General features: G+C 66.3%; 16 protein-coding genes. 7 read left to right on the top strand and 9 right to left on the bottom strand.

Annotation, left to right across the window (positions count from 1 at the left end; all coding sequences use genetic code 11):
* Window positions 1-66: 66 nt before the first annotated feature.
* The 5 genes from ACZZZM_RS06665 (at window position 67) to ACZZZM_RS06645 (ending at window position 7894) form a co-directional block, all read left to right on the top strand.
* Entirely contained in the window at window positions 67-4674 is a 4608-nt protein-coding gene (locus tag ACZZZM_RS06665; RefSeq protein ID WP_463594322.1) for an NAD-glutamate dehydrogenase, read from the top strand.
* Between the two features lie 215 nt (window positions 4675-4889).
* Entirely contained in the window at window positions 4890-5531 is a 642-nt protein-coding gene (locus ACZZZM_RS06660) for a PepSY-associated TM helix domain-containing protein (RefSeq protein ID WP_463594321.1), read from the top strand.
* Between the two features lie 15 nt (window positions 5532-5546).
* Window positions 5547-6080 carry a DUF2271 domain-containing protein gene (locus tag ACZZZM_RS06655; RefSeq protein WP_463594320.1) on the top strand — a complete coding sequence of 178 codons (534 nt, stop codon included), beginning with the start codon at window positions 5547-5549 and terminating at the stop codon, window positions 6078-6080.
* An 18-nt stretch (window positions 6081-6098) separates the two neighbouring features.
* Window positions 6099-6926, top strand: coding sequence for a DUF4198 domain-containing protein (locus ACZZZM_RS06650; protein ID WP_463594319.1), 828 nt, complete (start codon window positions 6099-6101; stop codon window positions 6924-6926).
* A gap of 92 nt (window positions 6927-7018) precedes the next feature.
* Window positions 7019-7894, top strand: a complete 876-nt coding sequence (locus ACZZZM_RS06645; protein ID WP_463596399.1) for an FAD:protein FMN transferase — start codon at window positions 7019-7021, stop codon at window positions 7892-7894.
* A 31-nt stretch (window positions 7895-7925) separates the two neighbouring features.
* Here the strand turns inward: ACZZZM_RS06645 and ACZZZM_RS06640 are convergent, their stop codons facing one another.
* The 6 genes from ACZZZM_RS06640 to ACZZZM_RS06615 form a co-directional block, all read right to left on the bottom strand.
* A complete protein-coding gene (locus tag ACZZZM_RS06640) occupies window positions 7926-8609 on the bottom strand; it encodes a Fe2+-dependent dioxygenase (RefSeq protein WP_463594318.1) in 684 nt (227 codons plus the stop codon).
* Complete coding sequence (locus tag ACZZZM_RS06635) at window positions 8603-9247, bottom strand: tetratricopeptide repeat protein (protein ID WP_463594317.1); 645 nt, start codon at window positions 9245-9247, stop codon at window positions 8603-8605. The genes ACZZZM_RS06640 and ACZZZM_RS06635 overlap by 7 nt, the downstream gene beginning before the upstream one ends.
* Before the next feature lie 44 nt (window positions 9248-9291).
* Window positions 9292-11805, bottom strand: a complete 2514-nt coding sequence (locus tag ACZZZM_RS06630; protein WP_463594316.1) for a TonB-dependent receptor — start codon at window positions 11803-11805, stop codon at window positions 9292-9294.
* A gap of 57 nt (window positions 11806-11862) precedes the next feature.
* Window positions 11863-12147 carry a ribbon-helix-helix domain-containing protein gene (locus tag ACZZZM_RS06625; RefSeq protein WP_463594314.1) on the bottom strand — a complete coding sequence of 95 codons (285 nt, stop codon included), beginning with the start codon at window positions 12145-12147 and terminating at the stop codon, window positions 11863-11865.
* 109 nt (window positions 12148-12256) lie between these two features.
* Window positions 12257-14083 carry a cobaltochelatase subunit CobT gene (gene cobT / locus ACZZZM_RS06620; RefSeq protein WP_463594313.1) on the bottom strand — a complete coding sequence of 609 codons (1827 nt, stop codon included), beginning with the start codon at window positions 14081-14083 and terminating at the stop codon, window positions 12257-12259.
* A 6-nt stretch (window positions 14084-14089) separates the two neighbouring features.
* The gene (locus ACZZZM_RS06615; protein ID WP_463594312.1) at window positions 14090-15031 is read right to left on the bottom strand and encodes a helix-turn-helix transcriptional regulator; all 942 of its coding nucleotides are present in this window, start codon (window positions 15029-15031) and stop codon (window positions 14090-14092) included.
* 60 nt (window positions 15032-15091) lie between these two features.
* Between ACZZZM_RS06615 and ACZZZM_RS06610 the strand changes: the two genes are divergently transcribed.
* The gene (locus tag ACZZZM_RS06610) at window positions 15092-15280 is read left to right on the top strand and encodes a hypothetical protein (protein ID WP_463594311.1); all 189 of its coding nucleotides are present in this window, start codon (window positions 15092-15094) and stop codon (window positions 15278-15280) included.
* On the opposite strand, the gene ACZZZM_RS06605 is transcribed toward ACZZZM_RS06610, so the two are convergent.
* Both ACZZZM_RS06605 and cobS read right to left on the bottom strand, forming a co-directional pair.
* Window positions 15255-15467, bottom strand: a complete 213-nt coding sequence (locus ACZZZM_RS06605) for a hypothetical protein (protein WP_463594310.1) — start codon at window positions 15465-15467, stop codon at window positions 15255-15257. The two genes, ACZZZM_RS06610 and ACZZZM_RS06605, sit on opposite strands and share 26 nt — an antisense overlap.
* Window positions 15464-16468, bottom strand: coding sequence for a cobaltochelatase subunit CobS (gene cobS, locus ACZZZM_RS06600; protein WP_463594309.1), 1005 nt, complete (start codon window positions 16466-16468; stop codon window positions 15464-15466). The genes ACZZZM_RS06605 and cobS overlap by 4 nt, the downstream gene beginning before the upstream one ends.
* A gap of 136 nt (window positions 16469-16604) precedes the next feature.
* Here cobS and ACZZZM_RS06595 point away from each other — a divergent pair, with 136 nt between their 5' ends.
* A complete protein-coding gene (locus ACZZZM_RS06595) occupies window positions 16605-17315 on the top strand; it encodes a lysozyme inhibitor LprI family protein (protein ID WP_463594308.1) in 711 nt (236 codons plus the stop codon).
* 137 nt (window positions 17316-17452) lie between these two features.
* On the opposite strand, the gene ACZZZM_RS06590 is transcribed toward ACZZZM_RS06595, so the two are convergent.
* A complete protein-coding gene (locus ACZZZM_RS06590; protein WP_463594307.1) occupies window positions 17453-18142 on the bottom strand; it encodes a winged helix-turn-helix transcriptional regulator in 690 nt (229 codons plus the stop codon).
* Window positions 18143-18156 lie beyond the last annotated feature (14 nt).

Raw genomic sequence — 18156 nt, 5'->3', positions numbered from 1 at the left:
TAGTTTCACCTGTTACCGGTTCACAAGCCTTGAAGCGCTGACTCTGGGGGAGTAGCGCATTCTTCCATGAAGAACATGATGACGTCGCTGACGCGAGCGTTCGAAGCGCGGCTCCTCGAAGGGGCGCTGCCGGGTGAGCTTGAAGGCTTCGGAGAGGCCGAGCGCGCGGAGGCGGCCGAATTCGTCGCCGAGACCGCCGCGGTGCGCGGCGCCGGAACGCCGCGGATCGCACTCACCACCTTCATGGCGGGCGAGCGCCGGCGGATGCGCCTCGCCGTCGTCAACGACGACATGCCCTTCCTGGTCGATTCGATTGCCTCGGCGATCGGCGTCCACGACATTGCGATCCACCGCATCCTGCACCCCGTGATCACGGTCTCGCGCGACGCGGAGGGCAAGCTGACCGCGATCGGCGGAGAGGATGCCGAAGCCCGCCGCGAATCAATGGTCTATATCGAAATGGAGCGCGGCGATGCGCGCACCCGGCGCGATCTCGTCGCCGAGCTCGAGCGGATGCTCGATCAGGTCCGCGACGCGGTGCACGATTGGCGCGCGCTGCAGACCGCGATGGCGGCCGATGCGGCGGCGATCCCCAGCAAGGAAGGCGGCAAGCTGCTGCGCTGGTTCCACGACGGCGCGATGACCTTGCTGGCGCACGAGAATTGGAGCGCGGAGGGCGGATCGAGCGATCAGCTCGGCCTCGCGCGCTATACACTGGAGACGCCGATCCTCGCCGAGGCTTCGCGCAAGGCGGCGGTGGAATATTTCCGTAAAGGGGGCGAATCCCCGCTGCTGCTCAAGTCCAATTCGATCTCCACCGTGCACCGCCGCGTGCCGCTGGACATCGTCGTGCTGCCGATCGTCACCGGCAGCCAGGTGACGGGCCTGTCGATCCATGCCGGCCTGTGGACCAGCGCCGCTCTGTTTGCGGCGCCCGACGAAGTGCCGGTGCTGCGCGAGCGGCTGAGCCGGCTCGAGCAGAAGTTCGGCTTCGATCCGCGCGGCCATACCGGCAAGGCAATGGCACATGCGCTGACGGCGCTGCCGCACGATCTGACCACGGCGTTCGACGTTGAGTCACTCGAACATCTCGTGCTCACGTCGATGTCGGTCGCCGATCGCCCGCGCTCGAAGCTCGCTTTGGTCAAGAGCCCGCTCGGGCGGCATCTGTTCGCCTTCGTCTGGCTGCCGCGCGACGAAATTACCACCAGCCGCCGCGAGGCAGTGGGAGCGATGCTTGAAGAGGCAGCAGGCGCCAAGCTGATCAACTGGTCGATCGCGCTGGAGGACGGTGTCGTCGCCCTGCTGCGCTACACGCTCGATTTGCGCCAGGGCGGGACCATGCCCGATGCCGGCCCGCTCGACGACCAGCTCGAGCGGATGATGCGCGGCTGGGTGCCTGCGGTTGAGGCCGCGCTGAGCGACCAGGCCGGCGCCGCATCGACGCGGCTCGCCCTGCGCTTTGCCAATAATTTCCCCGCCGCCTATCGCACCACGGCGACGCCCGAAGAGGCCGCGCGCGACATCCTCCGCATCGCCACGCTGGAGAGTCCGGGCGACCGCTCGGTGCGCATCACTCCGGGCAAGAATCACGGCGAATATCGCATCAAGCTCTATGCCCAGGGCAGCGCACTAGCGCTGTCCGACGCGGTGCCGGTATTCGAGAATTTCGGCTTCCGCGTGATCGAGGAAGTGCCGACCCAGCTTTCAGGCGGCGCCTTCGTCCATGATTTCGAAGTCGCTGCGGCCAATCTCGCCGGCGACCTGACCATCATCGAAAACGCCATCGCCGCAGTGCTCGAAGGCACCGCCGAGAACGACATCTTCAACCGCCTGATCGTCGAGGGCGGCATGGCCCCGGCCGCGGTGGTCCTGTTCCGCGCCTGGTTCCGCTACCTCCGCCAGACCGGCATGAGCTATGGCATGGGCACCGTGGTCGACGCGCTGCGCCGCGCCCCCATGGTCTCGGCCGCGCTCATCGAGCGCTTCGATGCCGCGCATAACCCTGCCCGCGGTGGCGACACCGACGCCATCGACGCCGCCAAGCGCGCTATCGATGCCGGGCTCGATGACGTCTCGGCGATCGACGACGACCGCATCCTCCGCGCGCTGCGCGGCGTGGTGCTGGCGACGCTCCGAACCAACGCCTTCGCTCCTGCCGCCCGCGAAGCGCTCGCCTTCAAGCTCGACTCGGCCAAGGTCCCCGGTCTCCCCGCCCCGTTGCCGTGGCGCGAGATCTGGGTCTATTCGCCCCGCGTCGAGGGCATCCATTTGCGCGCCGGCCCGGTCGCCCGCGGCGGCCTGCGCTGGTCCGATCGCCGCGACGATTTCCGCACCGAGATCCTCGGCCTGATGAAGGCCCAGCGCGTCAAGAACGCCGTCATCGTCCCCACCGGCGCCAAGGGGGGCTTCTATCCCAAGCAGCTCCCCTCGCCCGCCATCGATCGCGACGCCTGGTTCGCCGAAGGCACCGAGAGCTACCGCATCTTCATCCGCTCGCTGCTGTCGATCACCGACAACATCGTCGCGAACAAGGTGATCCACCCCGAGGGCGTTGCGATCCTCGATGGCGAGGACCCCTATTTCGTCGTCGCCGCTGACAAGGGCACCGCCACCTTCTCCGACGTCGCTAATGCCATCGCCACCGAACGCAATTTCTGGCTGGGCGACGCCTTCGCCTCGGGCGGCTCGGTCGGCTATGACCACAAGGCGATGGGCATCACCGCCAAGGGCGCTTGGGTCTCGGTCCGCCGCCACTTCCTCGAGCTCGGCACGGACATCCAGTCCGAGCCCGTCACCGTCGCCGGCTGCGGCGATATGTCGGGCGACGTGTTCGGCAACGGCATGCTGCTATCCAAGGCGATCAAGCTCGTCGCCGCCTATGATCACCGCCACATCTTCTTCGATCCCGATCCCGATCCGGCGGCAAGCTGGATCGAGCGCGACCGGATGTTCGCCCTGCCCCGTTCGAGCTGGGCCGACTACGATCCCAAGCTGATCTCCAAGGGCGGCGGCGTCTTCGCGCGCACCGAAAAGTCAATTCCGCTCACCCCGGAAGTCCGCGCGCTCCTGGGAGTCGACGCCGAGGAAATGGACCCGACGTCGCTGATCTCGGCGATTCTCAAGATGCAGGTCGGCCTGCTCTGGTTCGGCGGCATCGGCACCTATATCAAGGCCGCGAGCGAGAGCCATGGCGATGTCGGCGATCCCGCCAACGATCGCCTGCGCGTCAATGCCGAAGAGCTTCGCTGCCGCGCCATCGGCGAAGGCGCGAATCTCGGCGTCACCCAGGCCGGCCGCATCGCCTTCGCCGCGCATGGCGGACGCATCAACACCGATTTCATCGACAATTCGGCCGGCGTCGATTGCTCGGACAATGAGGTCAATATCAAGATCGCGCTCAATCGCGAGATGATCGAGGGCCGCCTCGAATTCGAGGACCGCAACCAATTGCTCGCTTCGATGACCGACGATGTCGCGCATCTCGTGCTGGAGGATAACCGCCTCCAGACGCTGGCGCTGTCCTTCCTCGAAAATGACGGCGCAGTGTCGCTGCCCTCCTATGTTCGCGTCATCGAGATCCTCGAAGCCTCGGGGCGGCTCGACCGCGTCGTCGAGGGGCTCGCCACCAACGAGGAATTGCTCCGCCGCGCGCAGGACGGCCGTGGGCTCACTCGCCCCGAACTGGCGGTGTTGCTCGCCTCGACCAAGCTCGCGCTGCAGGACGCGATCGAGCATGGCAATCTCGGCCATGATCCAGCGCTCGAGAGCGATCTCCACGCCGCCTTCCCCAAGGCGATGCAGGAGCGCTTCGGCAAGGCGATCGACGAGCATCGCCTGCGCGGCGAGATCGTCGCGACCAAGCTGGCGAACCGCGTCATCAATCGCCTCGGCGTCCTCCACCCCTTCGAGCTTGCCGAAGAGGAAGGCGCATCGATGGCGGACATTGCCGGCATGTTCGCAGTCGCCGAGCGGCTGTTCGGGCTGCCCGAGATCTGGGAAGCGGTCGAGACGGCGCAGATCAGCGAAGGCGCGCGCATTGCCTTGCTCGACGAGGTCGCGGTCGCCGCGCGCGGCCAGATCGCGGACTTGCTGCGCATCGCCCGCCCCGGCGCCAGCCCGGCCAAGGTCATCGAGCGCCTGAAGCCCGGCATCGACGCGCTCGATCGCCAGGCCAAGGCGCTGCTACTCGACGAAGTACGCGCCCAATCCAATCGCATCGCCGACAAGCTCGAAGCCGCCGGCGCGACCAAGGAACTGGTCGCCAAGGTCATCCGCCTGTTCGAGCTGGACGGTGCAGTCGGCTTGGCCGAACTGGGCGTCCGCCGCGAGATCGACGAGACCGTGCTCACCCGCGCTTTCACTTCGCTGGGGCAAGCGCTGGGCCTCGACTGGGCGCAGTCGACCGCAGCGCGGATCACCACCGGCGATCCGTGGGAGCGCCTGCTCATCGCCGGCTTGGCCCGCGATTTCCAGCAGCTCCGCCTTGAATTCCTCGGCCGCGTCCAAGGCACCGATCCGCAAGCCGCGGTCGATGCTTGGCTGGCGGACAACAAAGCCCGCGTCGAGCAATTCGCCAACCTCATCCGCCGCGCCCGCCAATCGGCTGTCCCCAACGCCGCCATGCTCGCGCAGATCGCGGGGCAAGCGCGGGTGTTGTTGGGTCGGGAGTAGGAGTCGCTTAGAACCTTCGTCACCCCGGCCTTGTGGCGGGGCCCAGTCTTCCGCGAGCAAGTAGCAAGCGGCTCTGGGCTCCCGCCAAGTCGCATGGTGGACCCCGGCACAAGGCCGTGGTGACGATGTAGTTTCGGCTCCCAAAGGTTTGCAATTGCGAATCGTTCGCGTTAATGCCGGGCCAGCCCAACCCTCCCGAGTCTGAACCCCGCCCAATGGATGCAACCGCCGCACCGGCTCCTCGAAAGCGCAGCCGGAAGAGCTTCTGGCTGAAGCAGCTCCATACCTGGCACTGGATGAGCTCGGCGATCAGCCTGATCGGGCTGATGTTGTTCGCGATCACCGGCTTCACGCTCAACCATGCCGGCGAGATCGAGGCGTGGCCCAAATCGGTCGAGGCCGCGGCGCAATTGCCCGCGCCTTTGCTCGCCAAAGTGAAGCCAGACGACGCACCCGACACCAAGAAGCCCCTCCCCGCCGATATCGCCCAGTTCCTCTCGACCAACCTCAAGATGGAGGCGAAGGGCGAGGCTGAGTGGCGTGCCGACGAAATCTATCTCGGCATGCCCCGCCCCGGCGGCGACGCCTGGATCTCGATCGATCGCGAAACCGGCGCGGTCACCAGCGAAGTCAGCTCGCGCGGCTGGATCGCCTATCTCAACGATCTCCATAAGGGCCGCAACGCCGGCACCGCGTGGAAATGGTTCATCGATATCTTCGTGCTCGCCTGCGTGATCTTCTCGCTCACCGGCCTCGTCCTGCTCCAGATGCATTCCCGGCATCGCAAGAGCACCTGGCCTTTGGTCGGGCTCGGCCTGCTCATCCCGGCGCTCATCGCCATCTTCCTGATCCACTAGGCAAAGGTACGCTTCATGCAGTTCCGCATCACCGGATTGACCCTCGCCACGCTGGGCGGCGTCGCGCTCTCGCCCGCCGCGGCAGATGCGCAGACGCTCGATCTGTCGCTCGCGATCCCCAAGCTGACTGTTGCCGAATATCACCGGCCCTACGTTGCGATCTGGCTCGAAAAGGAAGGCGTTGCGCCGCGCACCATCGCGGTCTGGTATGATTTCGATCTCAAGGGCAGTGAAGGCGAAGGCACCAAATGGCTGCGCGACGTGCGCCAATGGTGGCGCGCTTCGGGCCGCGGCCTGACCTTCCCCGCCGATGGCATCACCGGCGCCACCCGCGCGCCCGGCACGCACAAGGTCGGTTTAGTCGGGGGGCGCGGCGCGATGCCGAACCTTACGCCCGGCAATTACAAATTGATGATCGAGGCAGCGCGCGAGGCCGGCGGCCGCGAAGTCGTCGCGATCCCGTTCAACTGGAACGGCAGGACCGCCGTTTCGGGCAGTGCCAAGGGCAGCCACGAGCTCGGCGCCGTCTCCATGACCCTCAAGCGCTGATCCTAAGGAGAAACGACCATGAAGCTCCGCAACTCGCTGATCGCCGTCGCCGCCGTGGCGATGGTCGCCGCTCCCGCTGCTTATGCGCACCGCGCCTGGCTGCTGCCTTCCTCGACCACTGTCTCGGGCACCGATAATTGGGTGACGGTCGATGCCGCGGCGTCGAACGAAGTCTTCTTCTTCGATCACCGCCCGCTCGCGCAGATCCCGACCGTGTTCCAGCCCGACGGGAGCGAGGGGAAGATCGAGAATCACTCGGTCGGCAAGTTCCGCGCGACCTTCGATCTCCACCTCACCCAGCAGGGCACCTATCGCCTGTCTATCCTCAACGAAGGCGTGTTCGGCAGCTACAAATTGAACGGCGAAACCAAGCAGCTGCCGCGCGGCACCACCACCGCGACGCTCGCCGCCGCGATCCCGGCGGGCGCGACCGATGTGCAGACCTCGGAGTCGATCTCGCGCAACGAGACCTTCATCACCCAGGGCGCGCCGACCGACACCGTCTTCAAGACCGTCGGCCGCGGCATTGAGCTCGTGCCGGTGACGCACCCGAACGATTTGATCGCGGGCGAAGCTGCCACCTTCCAATTCCTCGTCGATGGCAAGCCCGGCGCGAACCTCAAGATCATCGCGATCCCCGGCGGCATCCGTTACCGCGATGCGCTCAAGCAGATCGATCTCAAGACCGACGCGCAGGGCAAGGTCGTGATCAACTGGCCCGATGCCGGCATGTATTGGCTCAACGCCGTGCCCGAAGGCGGACCCGCCATGGAAGGCCCCCGCCCCGCCGGCCCGCCCCAGCGCCGCATGGCCTACACCACCACGCTCGAAGTGCTCGGCCACTGAGCCCACGCGCCGCAATTCCATCCGGGCTCTCGCCGGCGGCATTCCATCGTCGCCGCGCGGGAGCCCCGTTGCTCGCGCTCTCGGGCGAGACGATGGGAACGAGCTGGTCGGCGAAGATCGTCGCCGGCGCGCCTGAACTGGCGGGCGAGATCCAAAGCGTGCTCGATCGCGTGGTCGCGCAGATGAGCCATTGGCAGCCGGACTCGGACCTCAGCCGCTTTAACCGCAGCGATCCCGACCGCTGGCAGCCGCTGCCGCGTGACTTCGAAACAGTGCTGACGGCGGGGATTGAAGTCGCCGCTGCGAGCCAGCGCGCCTTCGATCCCGCAATGGGCGCGCTCGCCGATCTCTGGGGCTTCGGGCCCGCCGGCCCCCAGCCCTTTCCTACCGACGCTGCCATCTCCGAAGCCCTGGCCTACTCGGGCGTGCGCCATATCGAGCAGGATGGCCGCCGCGCCCGCCGCCATGCCGAGGCGCAGCTCGATTTCTCCGGCATCGCCAAGGGCTATGCCGTCGATGCCGTCGCCGAGCGCCTGCGCGGCCTCGGCCACCCCGACTTCCTCGTCGAAATAGGCGGCGAGCTCCGCGGCGAAGGGATCAAGCCCGACGGCCAACCCTGGTGGGTCGATCTTGAAGCCCCGCCCGCCAGCTCGCTAGCCCCGATCCGCGTAGCGCTGCACGGCCTTTCGGTGGCCACCTCAGGCGATTACCGCCGCACCTTCACCCATGCCGGCAAGAGCTACCCGCACACCCTCGATCCCCGGACGGGGAGACCGCTGGAAAATGGCGTTGCCTCTGTAACCGTCCTCCACAAGAGCTGCATGCTCGCCGACGCCTGGGCGACTGCACTCACCGTCCTCGGCTCCGCCGGAATGGCCCTCGCCGAACGCCAGGGGCTGGCGGTGCACATGGCAGTCGCGGGGTCCGAAGAACATCTCTCGCCCAAGCTTGGCGAGATGATCGGCTGAACCATTCCTCACCCGGAGGGGGAGGATCGAGTCAGGCGTCCGCCCAGCGCCGCAGCAAATTGTGATACGTACCCGTCAGCGCGATCACCGACGGATCGTCCTGCCCCATCGCCGCCGCGGCGCCCTGAACGCCCTGATCGAGCTCGAACAACAGCCGCCGCGCATTGTCGTCGCGGACCATCGACTGAATCCAGAAAAAGCTCGCCACGCGCATGCCCTGCGTCACCGGTTCGACACGGTGCACGCTGGATGAAGGATACAGAATGGCATGCCCGGCAGGCAGCTTCACTTTCTGCTCGCCGAATGTCCCCTCGATGACGAGCTCGCCGCCAACATAGGCGTCCACTTCTTCCAGGAAGAGAGTCATCGAAAGATCGCTGCGAATCCGGAAATCGCTCCCGCGCTGGATCCGGATGGCATTGTCGACATGCGCTCCGAACGCCTGCCCGCCGGCATAGCGATTGAACAGCGGCGGGAAGACCTTGAGCGGCAGCGCCGCCGCCACGAACAGCCCCGAACGCCCCAGCGCATCGAGGATGATCGCCCCCGCCTGCGCGTGCGCCGTGGTCCCCTCAGACAGTTGCTCGTTGCGCTTGGCGAGCGCTGATTGCGCGCCCGAAGTGATGTTGCCATCCACCCATTCGGCCGCGTCGATGATGCCCCGCACCTGCGCGACTTCCTCCGCAGTAAGCAGCTCGGGGATCGCGATCAGCATGTGTGCAGCTCCCGCCAGGGCGACGCCGCCAGAAAGGCCCGCGCCTTGTCGGCAAAGGCCGGGGTCGCCGTCTCGAACGAGCGCGCAACCCATTGCCGGGCCTCGTCGATTCGGCCCTGACCGGCCAGCATCCGGGCATGGTTGAAGGCCCCGCGAAAGTCGCCACCCTCCGCCGCTCGCGCATAGAATTCCGCCGCCTTGGCCATGTCCTTCGCCACCACCCAGCCATCCTCATGGAAGCTGCCGATATAGTTCAGCGCCTTGGCATTGCCCAACTCCGCCGCTCTCTCGAACCAGCCCAGCGCCGCGGCCTTGTCCTCCGCCACGCCATCGCCCAGCGTCAGCGATGTTGCATAATTATACATGCCCCATTCCAGCCCGCGCTCGGCCGCAATGCGAAAGCACTCCGCCGCCCGCACCTTGGCAACGGCCACGCCCCAGCCAAGATCGTAGCACCGCCCGACCATGTTGAGCGCCATCAGATGCCCCTGCGCCGCCGCCTTGTTGAACCAGGCAAAGCCCTCCGCAGCCTGTCCGCCATCGAGCAGCATCTGCCCGAGAACCGCCTGTGCCTCGGCCACGCCCGCCTCGGCACCCTCACGAACAAGCGCCGCCCGCTCTTCCGGCGAACCGGACAAGCGGGCGGCGATCTCCTGGGGGGAGAGTTGGTCTAGCGCGTCGTTCAGAACTTCAGCCCGATCGTCGCAAAGGCCGAGCGGCCCGGCGCGACTGCCGCATAATGATTGGTATAGGCCTGGGTGAAATAGACCTTGTCGGTGAGGTTCTGCACGTTGACGCTCAGCTCCACATTCGGGCTGATCGTATAGCCGATCCGCGCATCGAAGCGCCAATATTCGGGGATCGTCCGCGAAAGCACCTTGGTCGCCGGGTTGACTGTCACCACGCCCGCTACGGTTTGCGTCGCGCTGCGATTGTCCGAATAGCCGCCATATTGCTTGCTCGTGTAGAACGCGCCGCCGCCGAAGCTGAGGCCCTGATAGGGCTTCACATCCGCCCACAAAGTGAAGCTGTCGCGCGCGGTCTGGGTCGCCATGCGGCCGGTATTGACCGAGGGCACCAGCACCACCTTCGCCGCCTGCGCGCCGACTGCCGCTGCCGTGAGCGCCGTGAAGCCACCGTCAATAATCTTGGGATCGAGATGCGTGTAGCCGCCGAACACAGTCAGCCAGTTGGTGATCGCACCATTGAAGCTGAACTCGACACCGCGAATGCGGCGCTGGCCGATGAACTCGACCGTGTTGTTCGGGCCGGTGACCCGGGCATTGTCGGTGTCCGTCTGGAACGCTGCCAGCGTCAGTGCGAGCTTGTTGTCGAACAGATCGGCCTTGGCCCCGATTTCGTACGACCGGGTCTTCTCGACCTTGAGGCTGTCGAGCAGCGCCAATGCCGCCGGCGTGTTGGTCGTGCCGAGCCCGTTGCCCTCCTGGCCCTCGCCCAGCAGTGCGTTCGGCGGCGTCGCTGCCGTCGCATAGCTGGCATAGAGGCTGGTATTGGCGGTCGGCTTGAACACCAATCCGGCCTGCCAGTTGAACAGATTGTCGGTGCGGCCGATGGTAAAGCTGCTGGTCGCGGTCGCCGCCTGGCCGGGCGCCACCTTGGTGTCGAAACGATCGTAGCGCACGCCCAAGTTGAGGATCAGCGAGGGCAGCAGGGTGATCGAGTCGAACCCGTAGACCGAGACGGTCTTCGCCTCGTTCTGCGTCTCGGTGATCGGCGTACCGCGGACGATCGGCGTCACGACGCTAGAAGTGTCGCTGGCGTAATTGACCCAAGCGTCGTTCGGGTTCGGATTGAACAGGCTGGCGCAATAGAAGCGCGCGATCGTCGCGGTGTTGCAGCGTGGGCTGACCGTTGAGCCGCTCGCCGAGACCAGCGCGCCGCGGCGAGCCTTTTCCCAGCTGAATTCGACGCCGGCGGCAAAGCTGTGACGGATCGATCCGGTCTCGAAGCTGCCGAACAGATCGGTCTGGTTGGTCAGCGCCGTCGTGTAGCCATAGCGCGTATTGCCGCGGCGCCAGACGAGCCCGCCGGTCAGCACGTCGCCGCGCGTGCCCGCGGCACCGGTGGTCGGGTTGGTCGCGGCCGTGCCATAGACATTGCCCTGGCTGTCGTCGGGCAGCAGGAAGATATATTCCTGGTCGTTGCGCGAGAAGCGCGATGTGTTGCGCAGCGTCACCGTGCCGAAATCATGCTCGACGCGCAGGCTCGCCTGGTGCGTCGTCGCGTCGCGGAAGTCGCGGTTCTTGAGGCCGTAGAAGGTGGTGCGCGCCACCGTGCCGGTCACGCCGCCTGCGGTCGTGATGCGGCCGATTGCGGGGCCGGTCTCGATCTCGCCGGTGCCGGGCGCGTTGCCGATCGTATAAAGGAACGGCATGCCGCTGTCGGGCAGCTCATTGCTTTCGAGGTAATAATAGGCCGCGGTCAGGCGCGTGTCTGAGCCGAGGCCAAGCGTGATCGAAGGTGCCACGCCCCAGCGGCGCGACCAGATCGCATCGCGCCCGGCGACATCCTGGTCATGATAGAGCGCCGCGATCCGCACGCCGATATTGCTGCCCAGCTGGCGGTTCACATCCACCGTGAGGCGCTTGTAATCAGCGGTGCCGTAGCTGGCATTGGCGCGCACGAAATCGCCCGAGACGGGCAGCTTCGAGACGATGTTGATCGAGCCGCCGGCGCTGCCGCGGCCACCCAGCGTCGAATCCGATCCGCGGACGATCTGGACCTGGTCGGTCGCGAAGACCTCGCGGGTCTGCGCCGCAATGTCGCGCACGCCGTCGACAAAGGTCGAGCCCTGGCCATCGAAGCCGCGGATGAAGGGGCGGTCGCCGATCGGGTTGCCGCCCTCTGCGGCGCCGAAGGTGATGCCGGGCACGGTGCGCAGCGCTTCTGCAAGGCTGGCGGAACCGGTCTGTTCGATCACCTGGGCGGGAAGCACCACGACCGAACGCGGCGTGTTGACCAGCGGCGCAGTCGCCTTGGGCGAGGCCTGCTCGATGCGCTCGCCGGTGACGACCACTTCCTGGCCGGCGCGGTCCTGATCGTCGTCGGCATTATTGCCGGCCGGCGTCACCGGATCGGGCGTGGCATGCGCGGGCGCGGTGGCGATGAAGCCAACGGCGGCGAGCGCAAGATAGGCCGGTGTACGGCCGGAAGCAGCGGAAGCAATGCGAGTCACGTAAACCCCTTCGGTTGTTACGGGCTCAGCTATTGCGAAGCGTTCGCAGAGTCAACGCTAATGCGAGTGGTTCGCAATTTTGTCGCAAAATGTGTCGGGATGGCGCAGATCCATCAGCCAGCTCCGGATCGCGCTGGCCAGATTGGGCGGGTCTTCGGCCGAAATCCGGGCATGATCGATCGCCGCGACCAGCGCATTGAGCGGCAATGCGCGCTTCGCGGCAGCGGCTTCGAGCGCCTCCCAGAAAATCGGCTCGAGGCTGATCGAGGTCTGGTGCCCGGCAATGGTGACCGAGCGCTTGATCGGGCCGTGAAAGCCGCCGGTCGGCGGATCGATGTTCATGCGCTTCCCGAAAATAGGGACAGTCCCCATTTTCCGAGACAGTCCGCAGCGAGAGCCGACAAGCCTCGAAGGAAAATGGGGACTGTCCCTATTTTTGCTGGTGAACGCGTCACTCGCTGTCGAACAGCGCAGCGAGTTGCTCGACCATCGTCCCCGCAAGCTGCTCGGCGTCCATGATCGTCACAGCCCGCGCATAATAACGCGTCACGTCATGCCCGATCCCGATCGCGACCAACTCCACCGGCGAGCGCGACTCGATCCACGCAATCACCTGGCGCAGATGCCGCTCCAGATAGCTCCCCGAATTCACCGACAGCGTTGAATCGTCGACCGGCGCACCGTCCGAGATCACCATCAGGATCTTGCGGTCCTCGGGGCGGCCGATCAGCCGATTATGCGCCCAGAGCAAAGCCTCGCCGTCGATATTCTCCTTGAGCAGCCCCTCGCGCATCATCAGCCCGAGCGACTTCTTGGCGCGCCGCCAGGGCTCGTCGGCCTGCTTGTAGATAATGTGGCGCACATCGTTGAGCCGGCCCGGCTGCGCGGGTCGCCCGTCCGCCAGCCATTTCTCGCGCGCCTGCCCGCCCTTCCAGGCGCGGGTGGTGAAGCCGAGGATCTCGGTCTTGACCCCGACCCGCTCCAGTGTGCGCGCCATGATATCGGCACTGATCGCCGCGATCGAGATCGGCCGCCCGCGCATCGATCCACTATTGTCGATCAGCAGCGTCACCACCGTGTCCTTGAACTCGGTGTCGCGCTCGGACTTGTAGCTGAGCGACAGCATCGGATTGACGATCACCCGCGCCAGCCGCGCCGCGTCGAGGATGCCTTCCTCCTGGTCGAAGTCCCAGCTGCGGTTCTGCTGCGCCATCAGCCGCCGCTGCAGCCGGTTGGCGAGCTTGGTCACCGCCGATTGCAGATGCACCAATTGCTGGTCGAGATACGAACGGAGGCGATCGAGCTCCTCGGGATCGCAAAGCTCGGTGGCGGCGATCTCCTCGTCGAACTGGCGGGTATAGGGCTTGTATTCGAATTGCGGCGGCAGGTCGCTCCACGGGCGATTGGGACGCGTCGGCAGCATCCCGTCCTGGCCTTCGTCGCCGGGCTCGCCATCGCCATCGTCCATCGCGTCGGATGCCTGCTGGTCGCCATCCTCGCCGGTCTCGGTTTCGCGCTGCTCGCCGCGCGCTTCCATCTGGCCTTCGCCCTGCTGCGCCTCGCTGTCGCCCTCCTCGTCGCCGGGCTGGTCCTGCTCGTCGGTGCCCTCGTCCTCGTTGCCGCCCTCATCGGCCTCGTCGGGGATCATGTCGCCCTCGACCAGTTCGAGATCGCGCAGCAGCTTCGAAGCCAGATCGGCGAACGCCGCCTGATCGTCCACCGCCAGCCGTAGCGCATCCAGATCGCCGCCCGCTTTCTCTTCGATCCACTCGCGGACCAGCGCCATGCCCAGTGCCGCGCTCGCCGGTGCCCCGCGGCCCGTCAGCCGCTCGCGCACCATCAACTGCACCGCAGTCGACAGCGGCACTTCGTCGCGCCCCCGCGCCCGCGTGATCGGATCGGACTTTAGCCGCATCTCAAGCGCATGATCGAGATTATCGCCAATGCCCTTATAGCCGCGCGCGCCCAGCGCCTCGACCCGCGCAGTCTCGACTGCATCGAACACCGCCCGCGCTACCGGCTCGCTCGGCGCCCCGCGCAAGTGCAGCCCGTTATCATGGTGCCGAAGGCGCAGCGCGAAACTGTCGGCAAAGCCCCGCGCTTCCGCCACCTGATCGGCCGGCAACGAGCGCGACGGCATCGGCACCTTGATCTGCCGCCCATCCTGCCGCGGCGCATCGGCCGTAAAGCTCAGCTCGGCCTCAGCCTCCCCCGAAAGCGCCCGTGCGGCGCCGCCCAGGACGTTACGAAGCTGTTCGATCGGAGTGTCGGCGGCCATGCCTGCCTATTGAGCGGCAGCGTCGGCAATCGCAAGGGCCAGCGCACGCACCCGGGCGCGCAGCTCGGGCGGCGCGACCACTTGCGCCTCCACCCCCAGCCCCAGCACGAGCAATGCGGCCTGCTCGACATTCTCGATCGGCAGCCGGATATCGCCCTCTTCCGCTTCGCGCACGGCTTGCGCGGCATACGCACCCAGCTCGGCGACGCGCTTGCGGCCGAGCGGAGTCGCGCGGATCAAGGCAGTCTCGGGCCGCAACCCGGCCTCAAACCGCGCCAGCGACTCGGCCCAATAAGCCGGCAAGTCGAACCCGGCGGGCCGCTCGAAACTCTCGTCGCCAGTCTCCAGCAAGAGGATGTTGGCGACCTTGAAGGTCCGCGGCTTGTCCGCCCCTGCGACCAGATACCAGCTGCCCGCCTTGGCCACGAGCCCGAGCGGCTCGAGCGCCCAATCGCGCACCCCCGCCCAGCTTTCGTAGCGCACGCCCACGCGCTTCTGATCGAGCACAGCGCGCGCCAGCGCGGGCAAGTGCGTTACCGGCTCGCCCTCGCGATACCAATCGACCGGATCGAGATGGAAGCGCGCGCTCATCTTGCCGGCATCCACGCCCATGACCGGCGCGAGGCTAGCGAGCATTTTCCCACGCGCCCGCGCCGCCGCGGGTCCGAGTCCCAGGGCCGCCGCCTGTCCCGGCATGCCAATCAGCGTCAGCGCTTCGGCCTCGTCGCCCTGCAGCCCGGTCAGCCTGGTGCGATATCCGTCGAGCAGCTGGAAGCCGCCGCCGGGACCACGATCGCCATAGACCGGCACCCCCGCGGCGCTCAGCGCATCCACGTCGCGATAGATCGTCCGCACCGAGACTTCGAATTCCTGCGCCAGCGCCTCCGCCGTCAGCCGCACGCGCAGCTGAAGCAGGATTAAAATCGACAGTAGCCGGCTGGCGCGCATAACTGACACAGAATGTCAGGTGGCCGCGCGCATTACCATCCCGAACACTGGAGAAACCAAATGACCGCATCGCGCCGCAATGTCCTGCAAGCAGCTACGGGCCTCGCGCTCGCGACTGCCCTTCCCGCCGCGGCGGCGCCCCGCTTGGGCAATGGCAAGCCCGGCGAGTTCGACTGGCTGACGGGCGAGTGGAAGATCCACCACCGCCAGCGCAAGGCTGGAATCAGCTATCGCGCAGCCACGCCCTGAACCGCGCCCAGCGGCCAAGCGGCGCTACAGCCGGCTTCATCGCGCTGAACCGCTCGGTCTCGAACCCCATCCGCGAGTGAATCAGGTCCTTGAGCGTGGCATAGTCCTCGCCGCTGATCGGTCCGCCCGGATTGCTCTGCCACCGTCGAGGGTGGAGCGGATCATCCTCGGTAGGGCTTCCGCTCAACCCTTCTTGACCACGCTCTCGGGCAAGTCTGTCCCGAACACGCGCTGATAATATTCCGCCACCTGCGCACGTTCGGCCTCGTCGCACTTGTTGAGGAACGACAGCCGGAACGCGAAGCCGACATCCTTGAAGATCAAAGCGTTCTGCGCCCAGGTGATCACCGTGCGAGGCGACATAACGGTCGAGATATCGCCGTTGATGAAGCCCTTGCGGGTCAGATCCGCCACGCGGACCATGTTCTCGACCACGGCCTTGCCGTCGGGCTGGTCATATTCCCCCGACTTGGCGAGAACGATCTGCGCCTCGACCGCGGCGGGCAGATAATTGAGCGTAACCACCACGTTCCAGCGATCCATCTGGCCCTGATTGATCTGCTGGGTGCCGTGATAAAGCCCGCTGGTATCGCCGAGACCGACCGTGTTGGCGGTCGCGAACAGGCGGAAATAAGGGTTCGGACGGATCACGCGGTTCTGGTCGAGCAAGGTCAATTTGCCCTCGGTCTCCAGCACACGCTGGATCACGAACATCACGTCGGGGCGGCCGGCGTCATATTCGTCGAACACCAAAGCCGTCGGCGTCTGCAGTGCCCAAGGCAGCAGGCCTTCGCGGAATTCGGTGATCTGCTGGCCGTCCTTGAGGACGATCGCGTCGCGGCCGATCAAGTCGATGCGGCTGATATGCGCGTCGAGATTGATGCGGATGCACGGCCAGTTGAGCCGCGCCGCGACCTGCTCGATATGCGTCGATTTGCCGGTGCCGTGATAACCCTGCACCATCACGCGGCGGTTGTGCGCAAAGCCCGCCAGGATCGCCAGCGTGGTGTCGCCGTCGAACACATAGGCCGGATCGAGATCGGGCACGCGCTCGTCGGCCTCGCTGAACGCCGGGCACATCATGTCGGTGTCGATGCCAAACATCTCGCGCACGCTGATCGTCTTGTCCGGCGCATCGAGGATGGTGGTGTCGCGGCTATCAGGCTGGGTGTTGGGAATGTCGGCCATGTCTCAAATCCTGTCTCGCCCGTGCGACTAAAGCGTCACGCCCCCCGCCGCAACGCCAAAGCGGCCCAGAGCTTTCCACCGGAGCCCATTCGTGAGATTATGACGCTATCGAAACGCTCTCGGCGAGAGGATGGCGATGATCAGGCAGCTGATGTTCCTTGCGCTGGCAAGCGCTTCGCTCGGTGCGTGCGACTGGTGGCGGGCCACACCGCCGCCGCCCCCGCCCCGCCCAGATCACGAACGCCCGCGTCCGGTGGTCGAGGAACGGGTGGACTGGATCACGCCCGATCCCGAATGCCGCGGATCGCTGCGCCGCGGCGAATGGCTGCTCTGCGACAACAAGCATCTGCGCTATCTGCACCGGACGCTGGCGGACGAATGGGCCCAAGCCCGTCACGGCGCCGAGCGCGGCGCGATCCGTGTGATGCGCCGCCAGCAGGAAGCATTGCTCAGCGAGCGCAATCGCTGCGACGACGCTGCGTGCGTCGCCACTGCCTATCGCCGCTATCTCTCTGGCTATGCGCGCCCCGGGCCGCGCCCGACCTGGACGCCCAGACCACACCAGCCGGTAAAGACCGCGCCGCGCCGGCCCCGCCATTCGCGCGACTGGAATCAGGGAGGCGGCTGGCGCGACAATGACGGGCGGCCCAACCGGCGCCGCGGCGAGAGCTGCGCGGCCGAACTGGGCGGCTCGGCCTCGGCCTATCTGGTCCGCCAATGCCGCGTCGTGAACGGCCGCTGGGACCGCAGCTGCACCGCCGACCGATCGTGCGAGGATCTGCGCGAGAAGATCGGCGAGGGCTGCTCGAACGGCGGCCGCAAGCCCGGGTTTTGCAACCGGCGGTGAATGAGATCATTTCTCTCCCGTCAGGGGGAGGTGTCAGCGCAGCTGACGGAGGGGGGAGGTAAGCGATGCGCTATCGTTTCGAGTCCTCCCCCTCCGTCGCCTTCGGCGCCACCTCCCCCTGGCGGGGGAGGGATTTTTCAAATCTTCTCCGGCAGCACGAACAGAGTCAAAAACCGCTCGGCCAGCCCCCAATCGCCCCCCACCGTCAGCGCCCCCGCACCTTCGGCATCCGCCATCGGCCGCCCGCCATAAACCACCGATGCCAGCGTCATTGGATCGGTCTCGAAGCGCAGATCCGCGGGCGCGTCGCCCCGGCGGATCGCGATCTCTTCCGCCTCGAGCGTCGCGATGAAATGCTCGGCGCCCATGGCAAACCCGATCGTCCGCCCGATCAGGTCCTGCGCATGTTCCGGCGCATACATCGTCCGGAACGACATCATCATCGACGCCGCCGACAGCGGCAGAGTTACGTCATGATCGTGGCTGCGCACTGCCCAGCGGCCCAATTCCTGGATTGCGCGCTCGCTCTCATATCCCCAGGCCGTCAGCTCATAGACCTGGACCGAGGCGGGCGGGGGCAGCTTGCGCTTGGTGAGGATGCCCGAGGCTTCCATCCATTCGAGCCGCTGGGTCAGGATGTTGGCGCTGATCCCGGTCAGGCTCGCCTTGAGTTCGCCGAAGCGCCGCCCGCCAAACATCAGCTCGCGGATGATCAGCAGCGACCAGCGTTCGCCCACCAGTTCGAGCGCGAGCGCAGTGCCGCACGCATCGTCATACCAGCGCACTCGCGTGGCGTTACGACTCTGAGTCACTTTTTTTAACTTCATGGTTGCTTTTTATA

This window comes from Sphingomonas sp. AC522 (genome assembly GCF_979258125.1).
The sequence above is the reverse complement of the archived record's forward strand: the minus strand, read 5'-3'. Positions and strand labels throughout refer to the sequence as shown.